Raw genomic sequence first — 18,188 nt, 5'->3', positions numbered from 1 at the left:
AGCACTTATTGACGTGTTATAATAATTGAATAGTTCATCGATGCGAATAGGAAGAGCTTAGGACGGAGGTGCTAGAAGCTTGGTACAGAAGAGAATGACCGGTGATGAACGGAGAGAATTATTATGTACATTATTAAGTAATAGCCCCGCGCCTATTACTGGTACTGAACTGGCAGAGACTCTACAGGTAAGCAGGCAAGTGATTGTATCGGATATTGCGCTACTTCGTGCAAAGGATCAACCGATTATATCTACACCTCAGGGATATCAATACTTAATACCTCATGAAAAAGTCGGTGTACGAAAAGTCATCGCATGTCAGCACAGCATGCAGGATGCAGAGGAAGAGTTAACCATCCTTGTTGATCATGGCGTAACTGTGCTAGATGTGATTGTTGAGCATCCTGTCTATGGCGAACTGCATGGTTCGCTGATGGTAAAAACTCGGTGGGATGTTCAACAATTTCTGAATCAAATCAAGAACAATCAAGCAGGACTCTTATCCTCCCTCACTAATGGGATTCATCTTCACACGATTGAAGCGGAGCAGATGGTTCAGATCGAAGAGGCTTGTGCTTTACTACGAGAAAAAGGAATACTCCTTATGGAAGAAATCGAAGATTAAGAGAGACAATTTTCTCCTCCATGCGTATAAGATTGTAGTATAGGTTATTATTCATGGAGGGTCTTACATGAAAAGAAAGGTTGTCGTCTTATTAGTACTTTTACTCTCAATCACAGCCTTAAGTGTATACGCTGCAGTTCCACTTTTTTTTGAAAAGCATAAGGATCTTGAATCAGTACGTGTCACATTGAATGGTAATCTTATTACTGGTGATGTTCCACCTTTCATTATTGAGGGACGTACTGTGATTCCTTTACGGGAAGTTTCCCAAGAGTTAGGGCTTCTTGTGCAATGGAATCAGAAGAAGGACCAAGTCCAAATCTATAAACCTTCTGTTAACATGGTCGTTATTAATGAGGCACTAAATCGTGACAATAATAAAACCATCGTTGAGCCTCAGCGTACCTTCAAGCAAGGGGCGGAATACCAGTTAGTCATCTATGCTGAAGTGGATCATGTACCAACATCACAATCTTTTGACAGTAAAATCGTCTTGGTATCACCGAAGGGAGAAGAGGTTCATTCCTTCTTCAAGAACGATAGTAATTATTTTTCCACCAACAAAAATAGTAGCTTTAAGGTTCGTAATTTAGTAGCGAAGGGGACCTTCACAGAATTAGGGGATTACAAGCTTCTATTTAAAATGAAAGATTTCGATTCTTCCAATTATGTTACACTAGCCGAAAAAGTACTTACAGTGGAATAATGACAGTAGATTGAACGGGGCTGTTCAATAAGTCCCAAAATAAAAAGTAGGGCGGAATAACGTAATGTTTTCCGCCCAATTTTTTTACGTGGCTTGCTATTTGCGAGGATTATAATACAGGATCCGTCCATTGAACATATGTAATTCAGCCTTTAATTGTTTCGCCATAAATTTACAAAACTCATTAGCCTTGCCTTTATCACTCTGCATGGCTACATCAGGTAGGACAACCTGGATGTAAGAACGGGTTATGGTCTGTGGATTCGCATTCTCTTCATTCTCAGCAGGAACGATGACTTCTTCATTACCAACACCCATGAGGATATATTTATACTTCATCGGCTCTTTACTGGTTAACTGTAGCCAATAGTGTTCACCATCATTCTTTTTCTCCATTTGATAGGGGAATGCCCACTGTGTATAATCACTATCCAGCTGTTGACCAGTTTTCTTAAGCATCTCTTGATATTGCCGTAACAAATTTTCAACGCCCTGCAAATCAATTTTTGCCTGTGTGGAGCCTTCAACCAACTTGATATAGGCGCTTTTTTCCATGGTATCCACTCCTCGATAATTGCACTGAATTGTCATGATAATTACTATAATTAGTGTAACATTCCCCAATAAGTTTGACAACAATATGACAATTGGGCAAAAGTGCGAGCAGTTGGAAATAGTATAGCATTAATATCCTATTGACGAAATGTAGCATAACAGATTACGATCAATATGATGAACTAGGGTATTCCATACAAAGGGGAGAGGTTGGATGGAAGCATTGGTATGTCAACATTGTGGAAAAGTATTGCAGTATCTTGATTCAGACAAAGCAGGAACTGCATATGGGACGTGTGAGCACGGGAAAACAGGCTGTCACTGTAAAGATGAAGATGCTGAGTGCGAGGATGAATAACGGCAAAAAACGCTTCGTTTAAATTACGAAGCGTTTTTTTTTGAATGGGGTTATTTCACTTAGCGTATAGGTTCATGCTCTTTGATCACTTTGAGAGATTGAATTTGATTATCCTCAGGTCCTTGAATTGGCAAGCCAGCTTCAAGATTCTGTTGGATATATGCTAGGTTCTCCTGTTCAATCACTTCTCCTGGCATCAGAATGGGAATGCCCGGGGGATAGACCATGACAAACTCGGCAATGATTCTGCCTACAGCTTCAGCAAAAGGAACAACCTCTGTCTCAGCGTAGAACGCATCCCGTGGTGACATGGCTAGCACAGGAAGATGAGGGAGGGTAACAGGCTGTGCTTGTCGTAATCCTTCCTTGAAAAAGGTAGTGGAGAGATCTTGAAGGGCTTGTACTAAAGCATGGATGCTCTCTGCATTATCCCCCATGGTGATAAAGCAGAGGATATTATAGAGATCACTTAGTTCCACTTCAATGTTATGTTTCTCACGTAACCACTTCTCAACATCATAGCCACTGATCCCTAATCCATTCACATGAATGGTCAATTTGGTTGGGTCATAGTCGAAGGTGGAAGGTCCGCCAAGAATATCGGCACCATAGCAATAGAGTCCAGGAATCTCATTAATACGTTGACGTGCTTCTTCTGCCAGCTTAATTGTACGACCAATTAATTCGTGTCCTTGTAGGGCAAGCTGCTGTCGGGCAGCATCTAAGGATGCCAATAAAATGTAAGAGGTTGATGTGGTGGTTAGCATACTAAATACAGCTCGTACATGCTCAGGACGAACCCTGTCTTTACGAATATTTAAAACAGAGCTTCCTGTAAGACTCCCTCCTAGCTTATGTAAAGAGGTCGCAGCCATATCAGCACCTACTTCCATGGCGGAAACAGGAAGCTTTTCGTGGAAAGGTAGATGAGCACCATGAGCCTCATCAACTAACACAAACATCCCTGCATCATGGGCAAGTTGAACGATGGAGCGTAAGTCAGCAGCAATCCCGAAATAGGTAGGATTAATGACGCAAACTGCCTTCGCATCAGGATGCTGTTGGATGGCTCGGCGGACAGAGTCGGTAGAAACACCATGAGCAATACCAAGACGCTGGTCCATTTCAGGATAGACAAAGATGGGTAATGCGCCTGCAAAAATGATTGCATTCAGCATCGATTTGTGGACATTTCTGGGTACGATTACTTTATCGCCTGGTTTACAAGTGGACATGACCATTGCCATGATGGCTCCGCTTGTACCTTGGACAGAGAAATAGGTATAATCAGCTCCAAAGGCTGCTGCAGCAAGCTCTTCTGCCTCTTTGATTAAGCCATGAGGGTGATGAAGATCATCCAGTGGAGCAATATTGATTAAGTCGATGGAGAGAGCATTATAGCCAATAAAGTCACGGAATTCCTTATTCATTCCTAATCCAGTTTTATGACCGGGGATATGAAACTGAAGGGGCCTCCGTTGGGCATGTTGGATCAATCCATGGAATAATGGCATTTTTTCTTGATTTATCAATATGATACCCCCTTATAGCAAACATCAAATATTAAAAGCATAAAAAAAAGATGTGATAAATACAAGTGATTTAAGGTAGAAATTTTTACCGATAATGAAATTTTAATTGAGTCATTCCTAATGTAAACAATCATTACTAGATTATTCATAGTTATTCTTGTTTTTATAACTCCAATCATGACCTACGAACCAATTTCAAAATCTTCAAAAAAATCAAAAATATAAGAAGGGAATTGCTGCATTTAGTCGAATATATTTGAACCATACTGATCGAAACTTACTTATAGGGAGGGGATTATTCATGAATAGAAAGAGATCCTTGGTCTGGACTCTTCTCTTGGTTCTTGTATTGATGGTCACTGCATGTAGTAGTGGTTCCCAAGAGGGTGGAGTTCAACCGAAAGAGAATGATGCCAATGCATCGAAGCAAAATGCCTCTTCAGACCCGGGAAAGGGTGCTGCAGAGCAGGTGTTGATCTTCGGCCGTGGTGGTGACTCTGTTGCATTAGATCCTGGTATTGTTACAGATGGAGAATCACTTAAGGTCACATTAAATATCTTCGATACATTACTGGATTATGAAGAAGGTACCACTAACGTAATTCCCCACTTGGCTAAAGATTGGGAGATTAGTGAGGATGGTCTAACCTATACGTTCTACCTTGAGCAAGGTGTAAAATTCCATGATGGCACTGATTTTAATGCAGATGCTGTCGTATTTAATTTTGAACGTTGGATGCTGCCTGATCATCCTCATCGTTACAGCGATCAAGATATCACCTTTGAGTATTATAATTCGCAATTTGGTGGAACCATCGATCAAGAGGGGCACGTGATTACGAAAGTAGAGAAAGTTGATGAAAATACTGTTCGTTTCCATCTCACACGCCCACAAGCGCCATTCCTTCAGAATATTGCCATGCCTCCATTTGCAATCGCTAGTCCTGAGGCAATAAAGACCTATGGTGATAAATTTATGGAAAATCCAGTTGGTACAGGCCCTTTTATGTTCCAGGAATGGAAGCGCAATGATTATATTACTCTGGTGAAGAATCCAAACTTTTGGAAAGCAGGTTATCCGAAGCTGGATAAGCTGATCTATCGCTCCATCCCTGATAATGGTGCACGGTTCAATGCACTCTTGAGCGGTCAGATCACGATTATGGATGGGATCAATCCCGATGATATTGCATTGGCAGAGAAGAATCCTGATTTTCAAATTATCAAACGACCACCGATGAATGTTGGATATTTAGGATTCAATGTGGAGAAGCCACCCCTAGATAACCCGAAGGTACGAATCGCCTTAAGCCACGCTGTAAATAAGGAAGCACTGATTCAGGCTTTCTTCAATGGCATGGCTGAGCCTGCCAAGAACCCCATGCCTCCAAGTATCTGGGGATATAATGATGAGATTGAAGATTATCCTTATGATCTGGAGAAGGCAAAGCAATTGCTAGCAGAAGCAGGTTATCCTGATGGCTTTGAACTGGAGTTATGGGCAATGCCTGTTCCTCGTGATTACATGCCTAATGGTATGAAGATTGCAGAAGCATTACAGGCAGATTTTGCGAAGATTGGTGTACAAACCACCATCGTAACCCGTGATTGGACTGTCTACCTCGATGAGACACGGCAAGGTAAGCAAGAGATGTTCCTCTTAGGCTGGACGGGAGATAACGGTGATCCTGACAACTTTATCTATGTTTTACTTGATCAAGATAATATTAATGGTAGTAATCGTGCCCGCTATGCCAATGATGAGGTACACAAACTCCTTATTGAAGCGCAGAGTGTTACGGATCAAAGTCGTCGAGTTGAACTCTATAAACAAGCACAAGCCTTGATTCATCAAGACGCTCCTTGGGTTCCACTTGTACACTCCACCCCTGTTCTTGTCGGATCAAGCAAGATTCAAGATTATGTAGCATGGCCAACTGGTTCAGAGAAGCTAACCAGGGTATACCTTGCAGAGTAATGGTCTTGGAGGGTGTAGGTGATACATCCTCCACTTTTATTTCTGCATATTTGATGGGAGGGGTGATCCATGTTCCAATATCTCATGCGCCGACTGGCACTGCTGATTCCTGTCCTCTTGGGAATGACATTTGTTGTCTTTCTCATTATTTATAATATTCCAGGTGATCCAGCTACGGCTATTCTTGGAGAACGAGCAAGTGAAGAGGCCCTCCATGAATTACGGGCAAAAATGGGGCTTGATCAACCTTGGTTTATTCAATATGGCATCTATCTTAAACAGCTTCTCACAGGGGATTTAGGGATTTCCTATCGAACTAAGGTTCCGATTGTAGAGGAGATTCTGCCATATTTCGCTGCTACCCTTGAGCTCACCTTGGTAGCCATGTTCATCGCACTGTTGTTCGGGTTGAATGCAGGTATCATCAGTGCTTGGAAAAAGGACTCCTGGTTTGATCATATCAGTATGTTAGTTGCTCTTATCGGTATCTCCATGCCCATCTTCTGGCTTGGTCTCATGGAGCAATGGTTCTTTGCGCAAAAAATGCAGTGGTTACCTGCTGTTGGTCGAGAGAATCCTGCTCATCCGATTCACCCGATTACCCATCTCTATCTGCTAGACACGCTGATACAAGGAGAATGGAGTCAATTTAAACTGGTTTTATCCCAATTAATACTCCCTGGTTTTGCATTAGCTACCATTCCCATGGCCCTAATTGCTCGGATTAGTCGTTCAAGTATGCTAGAAGTGATGAATCAAGATTATATTCGAACTGCACGTGCCAAAGGTGTGCGTTCCTTTTGGGTCGTTTATCGTCATGGTCTAAAGAATGGCTTTATTCCCATTCTTACTATCATTGGTTTGCAGATGGGATTTCTATTAGGAGGGGCGGTTTTAACGGAGACCATCTTCGCATGGCCAGGAGTGGGGCGATATATCTATGACGCGATTCAATTCCGTGATTACCCAGTTGTTCAATCAGGCATTCTACTTATTGCCTTTACCTTCGTGATGATCAACTTAGTTGTAGATCTGCTTTACCAGTTATTTGATCCACGAATCCAATATAAATAGGAGGTGACTGAACGTGGAACCATCATCAGCAATCTCTCCTTCCCAAAAGCACTCCTTCCGCCCCACTAAAATGGAAACACCTTGGAAAAAAACGCGACGTCGTCTCCGTAAGAATCCAAGGGTTCTCATTGGTGGAGGTATCATCTTTATATTCACACTAATTGCATTTTTAGCACCATATCTTACTTCTTATCCAATCGACGGAAACTATTGGGAGGAACGGCTCCAACCTCCATCATCAGAGCATTGGTTTGGTACCGATGACTTTGGTCGCGATCTTTTTACCAGGGTGATCTATGGCGCACGTCTCTCCCTCTGGGTTGGACTTGTCTCCGTCCTCGGGGCAAGTATTATTGGAACATTATTTGGATTGATTGCTGGCTTTTTCGGAAGATGGGTAGATCAACTTATTTCACGGATTTTTGATATTATGTTAGCTTTTCCGGCCATTCTTTTAGCCATTGCCATCGTTTCGATTCTGGGTCCTTCCTTAAATAATGCCATTCTTGCTGTTTCTATTGTGAATATCCCGGTTTTTGGACGTTTAGTCCGTGCTAAGGTGATAACGGTAAAGGAAGAGGAGTATATTACAGCTTCAAGGGTAATTGGGACACCTACCAGTCGTATTCTCTTGCGTCATCTCCTACCCAATAGCTTATCGCCCATCATTGTTCAAGGGACGATGAGTATCGCTACAGCTATTTTGGAAGCAGCAGCCCTAGGGTTTTTAAATTTGGGACCACCTCCACCAGCAGCAGAGTGGGGCAAGATGCTAGCAGACTCACGAAGCTTCATTCAGCTTGCACCTTGGACCTTAATCTTCCCAGGATGTTCCATCATGCTGGTTGTATTAGGCTTCAATCTATTAGGCGATGGAATGCGCGATGTCTTAGATCCACGCAATACTGACTAGCCCATGGGAATAAGGCGAGTTGCATGATAGAGGGGATAGAGGTACTGAAATTGTTCCTCTAGGTATGCAATCAATTGCTCACCGTCTTGCAGAATTGGATCATGATTAGGGATCTGCATTCCACATAATAACTCCGCCTTCTTTACCTGCTGTAGTCGTTCTAGGTGGTGCTGGAGCTTTGCTTTCGTTAAATCTTGATGAGGTAGTACCTCTTTCTTTGTGTGGTCAATGGACCACACAAAGTGTGAAGGGATCTCATTGATCCAACGGGCTGTATCTTGTGCCAATTGAGCGCCTAATTCTGCTTTATTCGGTACCTCGTAGATAATGGCAAACCAGATAAAGAGATGGGTATCCCATAGCCCCAATTGGAAGTGAGGCATGTTCTTATAGCCTCGGCGCTGGGGAGACCATGCTACCCAACTATCAGAAGGAGGATTCACGGTCCTCCGTGCATGCTTTGCCACATGGACATAAAATGGGTCACCTAAATGCAATGAATGAACCGGTGCAAAAATTTCACCAAGCTGGTGAAATTTCGGTTGAATCTGTGTACGCAATGCTTCCATTCTCGACTCTAATCCTGGAATGTGAAACACATCAAAGTCATCCTTGTTAAATCCAGTAAATGTCATTAATAGGCCCCTTTCTCTGGAAGGATGTGGACTGGGTAGTTTTAATATAGCATAAATGGGAAAGGATAAACATGAGGAGAACTACAGCAGGAATAGTCTAATGAGCTCTGCCATACATATAGGGTAATCTATCGGTGATTACCAGGGTTTAACCTTTCCATATCCATGTTCGTCCCTACAAAGACTAGAGTAAAGGAGTGTTGCACCAATGGAGCAACTGTTAGAGGTGCTCAATCGCTATGATGCTGAAGAACGCATTCCGGTCATTCGCATTGAACTAGATTATGAATTAGCCACATTGCATGAAGCGATCCAATGTGGTGATTTAGAAGCGATTGAGCGGGCCAAACTTCGTCTCGAGGAACTACGCAGGGAGATGCTGTTGCTGGAAATCTAAGGGAGATCAATGGAAGAATAATGACCTACGTTTATACACGTAGGTCATTTTTGTTCATTCTCATAGCTTACTAGACAATCAGCACTATTTGGACTGATCTTCAACAGGGGCTGCTTCCTGGGGCTGCCCAAGGGAAAGCAAGTAATCAGCCATCAAATCTTCTTGACCAGGTACAAGGTTCGCGGGCATTGCGTTACGACCGTTTTTCAATACTTCTACGATCTGTTCCTTTGTAAGCCGTTCACCAACATCGACTAAGCTAGGTATCACAGCATTACCTGTCAGGTCATTTCCATGGCAGGAGACACAAGAACTAGCCGCTAGGGTTTGCATTTTTTCCATGGGATCGATGGTTGTAGCCTCTTCCTTATTAGGATTATCCATATAATAGAATCCGATCAGGACTAATAATAAAGCTAAACCGCCCCCAATAATTGAGACAATTCCTCTCATGACTGAACCTCCTTCTTAAGACAGTAAACAATGTAAGTACGTTGATTATTATATCAATAATTGATTAATATTGGTAGAGTGAAACCTAGTATGAGAATCAGATTGCTTTTCAACTGTATTTATTTCATCGGTTGGCTTAGAATGGAAGCAAAAGGGGGTATGTAAGTCATGGCTAAAACAGTAGGTTCTGGTAAAGTGGAGTGCTTTCTTGATCCGCAGCAAGTCCGTGTTTATACAGGAGAAGTAGAGATTCATAACGATCGAGTCATCGTTACAGAGATCATTAATATTAATGGCCAACCTGGTGGAGCCCATGAGATTAATCTGCCACTTGCCACAGCCATCATATCCTGGCAAGGTGAAGTTTATGAGGAAATATAATAAAAGTGTTATACAATTTGGGCATTTACATCGTAAATGTGTTACAATATTTATGAATTGAAAACGTTTTCGGAAGAAGAGGGGGAACCTTAACCATGGAAACATTTAAGAAAAGCATATATGAACTAGTTGTAGAAACCTCATCCAATCTACCACCGGATGTGCGCAAGGCAATTCGTCGAGCACAAGAGCGTGAGGATGCGGCAACACGGGCTGCTTTTTCACTTTCTACCATTGGGTTGAATATTGACCTAGCAGAAGAGAAGCGTTCACCAATCTGTCAGGATACAGGTCTACCAACCTTTTTTTGTAAGGTACCTATTGGGGTAAACCAGATTGAAATGAAAAAAATGATGGAAGAAGCCATTGCGCAAGCAACTGCTGATGGATTGCTTCGCCCTAACTCAGTGGACTCATTGACTGGAAAAAATTCCGGTAATAACTTGGGAGTTGGTACGCCCGTTTTTCACTTTGAACAATGGGAGCAGGATGTCATCGAGGTCCGCCTGATTCTAAAGGGTGGCGGCTGTGAAAATAAAAATATCCAATACAGCCTACCTGCTGAGATTGAAGGCTTAGGCCGAGCAGGTCGCGATTTAGATGGTATTCGGAAATGTATTCTACATAGTGTTTATCAAGCACAAGGACAAGGCTGTAGTGCAGGCTTCATCGGGGTAGGAATCGGTGGCGATCGTGTCATGGGCTATGAATTAGCCAAAGAGCAATTACTCCGTCCCTTAGACGATGTGAATCCAATCCCTGAGTTGCAGGAACTTGAAGCATATATATTGGAAAAAGCCAATGAACTTGGAATCGGTACCATGGGCTTCGGCGGTGAAACTACGCTATTAGGTTGTAAGATCGGAGTCATGAATCGGATTCCAGCTAGCTTCTTTGTCTCCGTGGCATATAATTGTTGGGCTTATCGGCGTCTAGGGATGATTATTGATCCTAAGACCGGTGAGATAATGCGTTGGCTCTATCGTGACGAGGATGGTCAGGAAGAGGTGGCAGCAGCAGTTGAAGCCACAGTAGCAGATAAGGAGGCTAAGCCTTCTGGACGTACCGTGGTACTGCAAGCACCAGTTACTGAGGAACAAGTTCGTCAGCTTCGTGTAGGCGATGTGGTCCTTATCAATGGCATGATGCATACTGGTCGCGATGCGATGCATAAATATCTGATCGAAAATGACGTGGATATTGACCTCAATGGAGCGATCATCTACCATTGTGGTCCTGTAATGTTAAAGGATGAGGATAACCAATGGCATGTGAAAGCAGCTGGCCCTACGACCTCCATTCGGGAGGAGCCTTATCAAGGTGATGTGATGAAGAAGTACGGGATCCGTGTAGTCATTGGGAAGGGTGGCATGGGAGTCAAAACCTTACAGGCACTGCAGGAGCACGGTGGTGTTTATCTCAATGCCATCGGAGGCGCAGCTCAATATTATGCTGAGCGGGTTAAGAAAGTTGAAGGTGTAGACTATCTAGAGTTTGGTGTACCAGAAGCAATGTGGCACTTACAGGTAGCTGATTTTGCTGCCATTGTAACCATGGATGCCCATGGGAATAGTCTTCATGCAGATGTGGAAAAGAGCTCATTTGAGAAGCTTACACAGTTTAAGGAACGGGTATTCTAAACTACAAGATAGTTCCAATGCTTGGTTCAACTTGAACAGGAGAAGCTGGCTTCTCCTGTTTTTTTCTTGCGAGATAGATATCACTGTGATAAAATAATACGTATTTCAAAGGTTAGCCACAGGGGTGAGGATATCCTTGGGTGCGAAAGGCATCCTATGAAGGATATCTTTTTTCTGTCAAAGAAGGAGACTGAATAGAATGAAGAAGGAAATTCGGAATATCGCAATTATTGCCCACGTTGATCACGGTAAAACAACCTTGGTGAATCAATTATTGGTTCACGCAGGAACCTTCCGAAAGAATCAACAGATACAAGATCGGATGATGGACTCAGATGACATTGAACGTGAACGTGGGATCACCATTCTTGCTAAGAATACAGCGATTGAATTAGGTGACCGAAGAGTCAATATTCTCGATACACCAGGACACGCTGACTTTGGTGGCGAAGTGGAACGTATTCTCAAGATGGTGGATGGTGTATTACTTGTTGTTGACTCCTTTGAAGGCTGTATGCCACAAACCCGTTTTGTTCTTAGTAAAGCATTAGAGCAAGACCTAGTGCCTATTGTGGTTATCAATAAAATCGATCGCCCTAATGCACGCCCGCAGGAGGTCGTGGATGAGGTCTTGGATCTCTTTATTGAACTAGGTGCCAATGACGAGCAATTAGAATTCCCCATCGTCTATGCATCTGCTTTACAAGGTACTTCGTCATTGATCCCTGAGGAGCAGCAACCGGGGATGGAGGCCGTATTCCAAACCATTTTTGAACATATCCCTGCTCCCCATGTAGATGAAGAGGGACCGAGCCAAATGCAGATTACCATGCTGGATTATGATGATTATCTTGGCCGAATTGGGATTGGTCGAATTGAACGGGGGAAATTACGCCGTAATCAATCAGCAGTTCTGTTAAAGCGGGATGGTAGTAAGGAATCTGTTCGTATTCAAAAGCTTTACTCATTCTTAGGCCTAAAACGGATTGAAGTTGAGGAAGCGATGGCTGGTGATATTGTGGCAGTAGCAGGCATTGGCGATATGATGGTTGGTGAAACCATCGCTGATCCAGCATGCCCTGAAGCTCTTCCTCTCCTAAAGATCGATGAACCGACCTTGAAGATGGCATTTATCGTAAATAATAGTCCCTTTGCCGGACAGGATGGGAAGTATATTACCTCACGAAAAATTCGCGAGCGCCTTTTTACGGAAATGGAGCGTGATGTGAGTCTACGTGTAGAAGAGACTGATAGTCCAGACTCCTTTATCGTATCTGGACGTGGTGAACTTCACCTCTCGATCTTAATTGAAAAGATGCGCCGTGGTGGCTATGAGGTGCAGGTTTCCAAGCCAGAGGTTATTATTCGGGAGATTGATGGCAAGAAGATGGAGCCTGTGGAAGAAGTGATCATTGATGTTCCCAATGAATACCTTGGTGCGGTGCTCGAAAGTGTAGGCCCACGGAAGGCCGAGATGCAAAATATGGTACATCAAGAGAATGGTACGGTACGCTTGGAATTTCTTATTCCTTCTCGCGGTTTAATCGGATATCGTTCAGAGTTTGTTACCTTAACGCATGGCTATGGGATTCTCAATCACTCCTTCGCAACGTATAAACCGATTATTACCGAAGAAGTGGGTGGCCGGAGAAATGGTGTACTCATTGCCAGTGACACAGGCACAGCAACGCCATATGGCCTACTCTCCTTGGAGGATCGTGGGATTATGTTTATCAATCCTGGTACGGAGGTCTATGAGGGCATGATTGTTGGAGAGCATAATCGTGATCAAGACTTGACGGTAAACGTATGTAGAATGAAGCACTTAACTAATGTCCGTTCTGCTACGAAGGAGACTACAGAAATGCTTAAGGCTCCTCATATTCTAACCTTGGAAGAAGCATTAGAGTACTTGGGTGACGATGAGTATTGCGAGATTACTCCTAATTATCTTCGCTTACGTAAGAAATATCTCACCAAGTCTGATCGAGTAAAAGCAAAAAATAAGTAAGCATGATGCAAAAAGCTTGTTCCTTTTCCACGAAAGATGGTAAGTTTAACATGTGGGGTGATATTATGAAAATTGGATGTCATATTAGTGTAAGTAAGGGGTTTTACCCTGCTGCCCAACGTGCCGTGGAATTAGGAGCAAGCTCTTTTCAAATCTTTACGAAGAATCCACGGGGGCTACGTCCAAAAAAATTAGATATGGAAGATGCTAAACAAGGGGCTCAATATTGTGAGACCCATGATTTGGCTGTTGTAGCGCATACGCCTTATATAACTAATCTTTCAACGGCTGATCCGGAATTATGGGAGAAAACGGTCTCCTCCATACGTGAAGATTTGGAGATCGCAAGTGCCTATGGTGCTGTAGGTGCTGTGGTTCACTGTGGTAAGCATGTGGGAAACGGTGAAGAATATGGAACAAAACGAATGGTGGAAACCCTTGATACGATCCTAGAGGAGTATAATGGTTCAACACTGTTACTCTTGGAGAACACAGCAGGCCAAGGGACTGAATTGGGGCAATCGGTGGAGAAATTGATGGAGATCCGTCATCAAACGAAGTATCCAGAGAAGATCGGATTTTGTTTTGATACATGCCATGCTTTTGCCGCAGGAATTTGGAATCATGAAAGCTATCATGAACTGGTTCATACCATGGACGAAACAGATTATCTCGATCATTTAGTGGCGATTCACTTCAATGATAGTAAAGCGCCCTATGGAAGTCGGAAGGATCGTCATGAAAAGATTGGCCAAGGGGAGATTGGTGCTGACGCCTTGCGCCTCTTTTTGGAGGATGAACATTTTCAGCATCTTCCTGTGGTTTTAGAAACTCCAGTAGCTAATGAACTAGAGTATGCCGATGAGATTCAATATCTCCATCAGCTCAAGGGAGGAGTGTGAAGAAATGATGAGAACAATCAGGCCATTTCTCCACACTTTCTCAGTGATTGGTTTGCTACTACTCATGTTGGTGCTCTATCCATGGGCAAGTTCCTCTGCAACGTCCAATCCATCAACGAGCTTCAATTGGCAGATGGTACAGGCAACGGTAGATATTCCTAACAGGGTCATTGAGGTAAGTGGAGTTCCTGATGATACACCGCTCCAAATTATACTGCAAATAGGAACGGATCAGCTTCGCTTAGAGGAAGCAACGGGAGGCATCCGCCAATTTACAGGGATTGATCCCAAGTATCTTCAGGACGATGCAACATTGCAGTTCGAATTGAAAGGTCATGCTTATCTTTACCGCTTTTCTAAGGTATATGTAACCGCTGACCAAATCAAACAAAAAGCAATTGTCCATGGACCAAGCAAGGGTAAGGTTACCTATCAGATTCATAATCAAAATGGAGAACTTCTTCTAGAAAATGATGTTAATCTTAACAGTGAAGGGATACTGAAGCTGGATGTTGTGGAACTCTTAGAAGGGAAGACCGTGGAAGAAGGATCAAGCATTGAGGTCATCGTAGCAGATGATACAGGATTAAAATATCATTCTCAGCAATATTTTACCATTTCATGGATTGATCGTTATGCATTTCTTATTATTGTGTTTCTATCGGCTATGATGTATCACTTAGGCTTTGCAAAGAGATTGCCCATCTTAAAAACGTTAATTATCTATTTGCTTTTAATCGTCGGGTGTATTCCTCTGATTATGCTACGAGCTTTGGGACTTCCAATTATTTCAGCACTTTCTGTAGGTGTAGCCATCCTGCTCGTCTATCGCATTGTCCGTAAGCGTCCCTATTTTTCCGAACAGGTAGGGGGATTATAATGGAGCTACGCGGTGCATTATTAAACTGGCTTCAAATTTCCGTGGTGGTTGTAGCACGCCCTGATGATCAATCGGCACAAGAGACACAACGTTTTTTTCGAGAGGTACTACGCGAAGACTTTCAGATTCAAGAGATTAAGTATGAACGGGATCCCATCCAGTATACAGTCCACTATTTACAGGCTGAAGAGGATTGGGAAGAGGCAGGGTTTGATCGATTATCTGTGGAAAGTCTTATTATTGCTATTCAGTCAGAACCGCGATATAATAACCAGTGAAACTGGTCGAATGGTAAGGAAAGAAGATCCAACCATGCGAAAAAGAAAAGTTTCTCTCCTAGAGAGTACTTTTCTTTTCTTCTTTTTATGCATTCCATTAGGGGTGAGGGATTCGAGAATTTAAGGATAAATTGATATATTCTAAGAGGTCTGCAATATACTCACCAATAATAGGCAGTGAAACAAATTGCCCAAGAATATAGACTGTGACAGCTAGAATAATTCCTGTACCCACTGTTAGGCCAAGACCACGTGCCAATCCAGCGAGAAAATTGATACGAAACACATAACCTGGCCGGTTAAAGTTCGTAATCAGATCAGCGATATTGACCCTGGTCAAAAATAGATTAAGAGAATCTAAGTGTTGCTGATGTATGGAGGTATTGCTTTTTTCATTTTTATCTGTTTCATCAGTTGACATTGGACTTCCTCTTTTCTCCATGGTTATCACATCTTTTCACCAGTGCAACCAAGTTATTTCAGGATACTTTTAAAAGGAAATGCTACACTAATTTTAACACATGATGGAGTAGTGTAACATTTTAGCGATTTTTGCGTCGAAAGAGGTAGGGAAATATGCAGGAGGTAAGCAACATGTCAGAACAAAATCAAGATCAAACAATAATTGAACGGCGCAATCGAAAGAAAAAGGGAAAGAAGAGAGGACTCCTTCTTACACTCCTTCTTCTGTTAGCAGCCTCCATTATTGGTGTGGCAGGTTTTACGATTAATAAAGTGAATCAAACCCTAGACAAGACATATGCACCTGAACCTGTGGGAACTGGTTCCTTCGCTTCAGGAGATGAAGATGCAGGAAAGCATCGTCCTTTCTCTATGATCATTCTTGGGCGGGATACTCGACCAGATTTAGGCACGATGAATACCGATGTAATGATGTTGGCCATTGTTGATATGCAGGAGAAGAATGTGCATCTTCTTTCACTTCCACGTGACTTGAAGGTGGAGGTACCTGGCTATTCTGGTGTTCATAAAATTAATAGCGTCTTTGCCTTAGGATATTTAGAGGAAAAACGTGCAGAACGGAATCATGAATTGGTTACAGAGACTGGCACAAGCTTAGTGAAAAAGACATTATCTAATCAATTGGGAATCCCCATTGATTATTATGCTACCATTGATTTTGAAGGCTTTAAGCAAGTGATCGATCAATTGGGCGGAGTGGATGTCTATGTGGATCGTAACATGCGCTACCATGATCCTACTGATGGAACATCCATTAATCTCCAGGAGGGCCAACAACGTTTGGATGGTAAGAATGCTCTGGATTTTGTACGTTTTCGTCAAAGTGATGATGGGGATAACTCCAGCGACTTCGATCGTAACGGACGTCAACAAGCAGTGATTCGTGCCCTTGTAGATCGTCTATCCAGTTTTGACGGGATGACCAAAATTTATTCTGTCATGGATATTGTTGGGGATCATGTACGACGTGATATTCCCAATTCATTAATCAAAGATCTCACCTTCTCCTTCCAAGATTATGGCAGCGATAAAATCGAAACCATCCCTAATGATGCTTATTGGGATTCAGCTAGCCAGGCAACCGTAATCCCTGATGAGAGACTAGCGGCTATTCAACAGGAGCTGAAAGAATTAATGAAGCTTAATCGCTAATCCAGCCAAGGGTCGAAGCATTGCCTTCCCAATTTCCATCCTGTACAATAGCATTGACTGGAGGGATTGGAATGACTAACCAGATCGTCAATGAGCTTTCAGCGGATCTGATTACGAGCTTACAGGCAGAGCGTATGGTATTATTATCTACTGTGGATTTTGAACATGGAACTCCTTCAATGAGTGCAATCTCCTGGGTACGAGCCGTAGATGCACAGAGGATTCGTTTCGCAGTTTCACAGCAATCGCGAATTGTGACCAATATAAAACAAGATCCCAATATTGTCCTCACGTTATTTGCACAAGCAACAGTCTATGCCATTGAAGCAAAAGCGACCATCCTTGAAGATGGTATGCAAGATGTTCCCATTAAATTAACTTGTATAGAGGCTCGTGTGGATGCGGTGCGGGATGTGATGTTCTACGGAGCTAAACTTACTACAGAACCTCAATATGAAAAAACCTATCCGGCTGCACAAGCCATCAAGCTAGATAATCAGGTTTTTGCACGAATGCTACAACTCCCATGAGAGTAAAACCCATACTTCTGCAAACAGTGCACAGGAGTATGGGTTTTTTCTAAGAGAAAGGAGTAAGTTAGATGGAAGTATTCACCTACCCCTGTGGTCCTCTGCATACCAATGCCTATCTCCTTGTAAAGGGAGAGTCAGCTCTTCTTATTGATCCGGGAATGGACTCCCAAGATCTCCTTCGGGTGCTGGATAAAGCTCCTTGGGATCTATTAGCCATCCTCATAACCCATGCTCACTTTGATCATATTGGCGGATTAGTGCAGGTATTAAAGCAGAGGAAGGCGCCTGTTTATATCCACCATCTGGAAGCAGAATGGCTATATCAGCCAGAACATAATGGATCACTCCATTGGCCGGTCGATCTTGTTGTGGCACCTCCTGCCGATGTCATCCTCCATGAGGAGAAAAAGCTTGAAATTTCTCCTTTTCAGATCGAAGTGATTCATACGCCAGGGCATTCACCAGGAAGCCTTTCTTATGTTATTGATGGTCAGCTTTTTTGTGGTGACTTGCTCTTTGCTGGCTCTGTAGGTAGAGTTGATTTACCAGGTGGAGATGGTGAAGTGATGGTACGAAGCCTAGGTAAGATTCTTACACAGCTGCCAGCTGATATGAAAGTCTATCCAGGTCATGGACCTGAGACGACATTAGCACTAGAAAAGCGTATCAACCCTTATCTTCTCCCCCTTAATCTAAAGTAAA

Annotated in this window: 21 protein-coding genes; 16 read left to right on the top strand and 5 right to left on the bottom strand. The window is 42.9% G+C overall.

Features of this window, described 5'->3' with window-relative positions; genetic code table 11:
• Positions 1-94 precede the first annotated feature (94 nt).
• Positions 95-625 (top strand): transcription repressor NadR, encoded by a 531-nt coding sequence (locus tag BN1691_RS13120; protein WP_048602861.1) that lies wholly within the window; start codon positions 95-97, stop codon positions 623-625.
• A 67-nt stretch (positions 626-692) separates the two neighbouring features.
• Positions 693-1,331 (top strand): copper amine oxidase N-terminal domain-containing protein, encoded by a 639-nt coding sequence (locus tag BN1691_RS13115; protein WP_048602620.1) that lies wholly within the window; start codon positions 693-695, stop codon positions 1,329-1,331.
• A 96-nt stretch (positions 1,332-1,427) separates the two neighbouring features.
• On the opposite strand, the gene BN1691_RS13110 is transcribed toward BN1691_RS13115, so the two are convergent.
• Entirely contained in the window at positions 1,428-1,886 is a 459-nt protein-coding gene (locus BN1691_RS13110; protein WP_048602619.1) for a DUF1885 family protein, read from the bottom strand.
• A 214-nt stretch (positions 1,887-2,100) separates the two neighbouring features.
• Here BN1691_RS13110 and BN1691_RS14480 point away from each other — a divergent pair, with 214 nt between their 5' ends.
• The gene (locus BN1691_RS14480) at positions 2,101-2,244 is read left to right on the top strand and encodes a GapA-binding peptide SR1P (RefSeq protein WP_147545891.1); all 144 of its coding nucleotides are present in this window, start codon (positions 2,101-2,103) and stop codon (positions 2,242-2,244) included.
• A 59-nt stretch (positions 2,245-2,303) separates the two neighbouring features.
• Here BN1691_RS14480 and BN1691_RS13105 read toward each other — a convergent pair whose 3' ends face one another.
• Positions 2,304-3,773: an aminotransferase class I/II-fold pyridoxal phosphate-dependent enzyme gene (locus BN1691_RS13105; RefSeq protein WP_048602860.1), complete on the bottom strand. Its 1,470-nt coding sequence runs from the start codon at positions 3,771-3,773 to the stop codon at positions 2,304-2,306.
• A gap of 304 nt (positions 3,774-4,077) precedes the next feature.
• On the opposite strand from BN1691_RS13105, the gene BN1691_RS13100 reads away from it, so the two are divergent.
• The 3 genes from BN1691_RS13100 to BN1691_RS13090 all read left to right on the top strand — a co-directional run bounded on the left by BN1691_RS13100 (position 4,078) and on the right by BN1691_RS13090 (position 7,741).
• Positions 4,078-5,754: an ABC transporter substrate-binding protein gene (locus BN1691_RS13100; protein ID WP_048602618.1), complete on the top strand. Its 1,677-nt coding sequence runs from the start codon at positions 4,078-4,080 to the stop codon at positions 5,752-5,754.
• 69 nt (positions 5,755-5,823) lie between these two features.
• Positions 5,824-6,828, top strand: coding sequence for an ABC transporter permease (locus BN1691_RS13095; protein WP_048602617.1), 1,005 nt, complete (start codon positions 5,824-5,826; stop codon positions 6,826-6,828).
• Positions 6,829-6,898: 70 nt separating this feature from the next.
• Complete coding sequence (locus BN1691_RS13090) at positions 6,899-7,741, top strand: ABC transporter permease (protein WP_048602859.1); 843 nt, start codon at positions 6,899-6,901, stop codon at positions 7,739-7,741.
• Here the strand turns inward: BN1691_RS13090 and BN1691_RS13085 are convergent.
• Positions 7,738-8,376: a YktB family protein gene (locus BN1691_RS13085; RefSeq protein WP_048602616.1), complete on the bottom strand. Its 639-nt coding sequence runs from the start codon at positions 8,374-8,376 to the stop codon at positions 7,738-7,740. The two genes, BN1691_RS13090 and BN1691_RS13085, sit on opposite strands and share 4 nt — an antisense overlap.
• 208 nt (positions 8,377-8,584) lie before the next feature.
• Between BN1691_RS13085 and BN1691_RS13080 the strand changes: the two genes are divergently transcribed.
• Positions 8,585-8,773, top strand: a complete 189-nt coding sequence (locus BN1691_RS13080; RefSeq protein WP_048602615.1) for a hypothetical protein — start codon at positions 8,585-8,587, stop codon at positions 8,771-8,773.
• Positions 8,774-8,857: 84 nt separating this feature from the next.
• Here the strand turns inward: BN1691_RS13080 and BN1691_RS13075 are convergent, their stop codons facing one another.
• Positions 8,858-9,226: a c-type cytochrome gene (locus BN1691_RS13075; protein ID WP_053083772.1), complete on the bottom strand. Its 369-nt coding sequence runs from the start codon at positions 9,224-9,226 to the stop codon at positions 8,858-8,860.
• A 168-nt stretch (positions 9,227-9,394) separates the two neighbouring features.
• Here BN1691_RS13075 and BN1691_RS13070 point away from each other — a divergent pair, with 168 nt between their 5' ends.
• From BN1691_RS13070 to BN1691_RS13045, 6 genes are all read left to right on the top strand, one after another.
• On the top strand, positions 9,395-9,607 hold the full coding sequence (locus tag BN1691_RS13070; protein WP_048602614.1) for a hypothetical protein: 213 nt from the start codon (positions 9,395-9,397) through the stop codon (positions 9,605-9,607).
• A gap of 95 nt (positions 9,608-9,702) precedes the next feature.
• The gene (locus tag BN1691_RS13065; protein ID WP_048602613.1) at positions 9,703-11,247 is read left to right on the top strand and encodes a fumarate hydratase; all 1,545 of its coding nucleotides are present in this window, start codon (positions 9,703-9,705) and stop codon (positions 11,245-11,247) included.
• Positions 11,248-11,446: 199 nt separating this feature from the next.
• Complete coding sequence (typA, locus tag BN1691_RS13060; protein WP_048602612.1) at positions 11,447-13,258, top strand: translational GTPase TypA; 1,812 nt, start codon at positions 11,447-11,449, stop codon at positions 13,256-13,258.
• Between the two features lie 65 nt (positions 13,259-13,323).
• Entirely contained in the window at positions 13,324-14,160 is an 837-nt protein-coding gene (locus tag BN1691_RS13055; protein WP_048602857.1) for a deoxyribonuclease IV, read from the top strand.
• 4 nt (positions 14,161-14,164) lie between these two features.
• Positions 14,165-15,040: a YlaH-like family protein gene (locus tag BN1691_RS13050; protein ID WP_048602611.1), complete on the top strand. Its 876-nt coding sequence runs from the start codon at positions 14,165-14,167 to the stop codon at positions 15,038-15,040.
• Positions 15,040-15,318 (top strand): hypothetical protein, encoded by a 279-nt coding sequence (locus tag BN1691_RS13045; protein WP_048602610.1) that lies wholly within the window; start codon positions 15,040-15,042, stop codon positions 15,316-15,318. Before BN1691_RS13050 ends, BN1691_RS13045 begins: the two co-directional genes overlap by 1 nt.
• Before the next feature lie 97 nt (positions 15,319-15,415).
• Here the strand turns inward: BN1691_RS13045 and BN1691_RS13040 are convergent, their stop codons facing one another.
• Positions 15,416-15,739 carry a DUF5665 domain-containing protein gene (locus tag BN1691_RS13040; protein WP_048602609.1) on the bottom strand — a complete coding sequence of 108 codons (324 nt, stop codon included), beginning with the start codon at positions 15,737-15,739 and terminating at the stop codon, positions 15,416-15,418.
• A 173-nt stretch (positions 15,740-15,912) separates the two neighbouring features.
• Here BN1691_RS13040 and BN1691_RS13035 point away from each other — a divergent pair, with 173 nt between their 5' ends.
• The 3 genes from BN1691_RS13035 (at position 15,913) to BN1691_RS13025 (ending at position 18,187) form a co-directional block, all read left to right on the top strand.
• Positions 15,913-16,953, top strand: coding sequence for an LCP family protein (locus tag BN1691_RS13035; RefSeq protein WP_048602608.1), 1,041 nt, complete (start codon positions 15,913-15,915; stop codon positions 16,951-16,953).
• Between the two features lie 71 nt (positions 16,954-17,024).
• Complete coding sequence (locus tag BN1691_RS13030) at positions 17,025-17,483, top strand: pyridoxamine 5'-phosphate oxidase family protein (RefSeq protein ID WP_048602607.1); 459 nt, start codon at positions 17,025-17,027, stop codon at positions 17,481-17,483.
• Positions 17,484-17,554: 71 nt separating this feature from the next.
• Positions 17,555-18,187: an MBL fold metallo-hydrolase gene (locus tag BN1691_RS13025; protein WP_048602606.1), complete on the top strand. Its 633-nt coding sequence runs from the start codon at positions 17,555-17,557 to the stop codon at positions 18,185-18,187.
• Position 18,188 lies beyond the last annotated feature (1 nt).

Origin of the sequence: Rubeoparvulum massiliense, from assembly GCF_001049895.1 — a bacterium.
Classification (GTDB): domain Bacteria; phylum Bacillota; class Bacilli; order Rubeoparvulales; family Rubeoparvulaceae; genus Rubeoparvulum; species Rubeoparvulum massiliense.
This window is presented reverse-complemented; position numbering and strand designations above follow the sequence as displayed.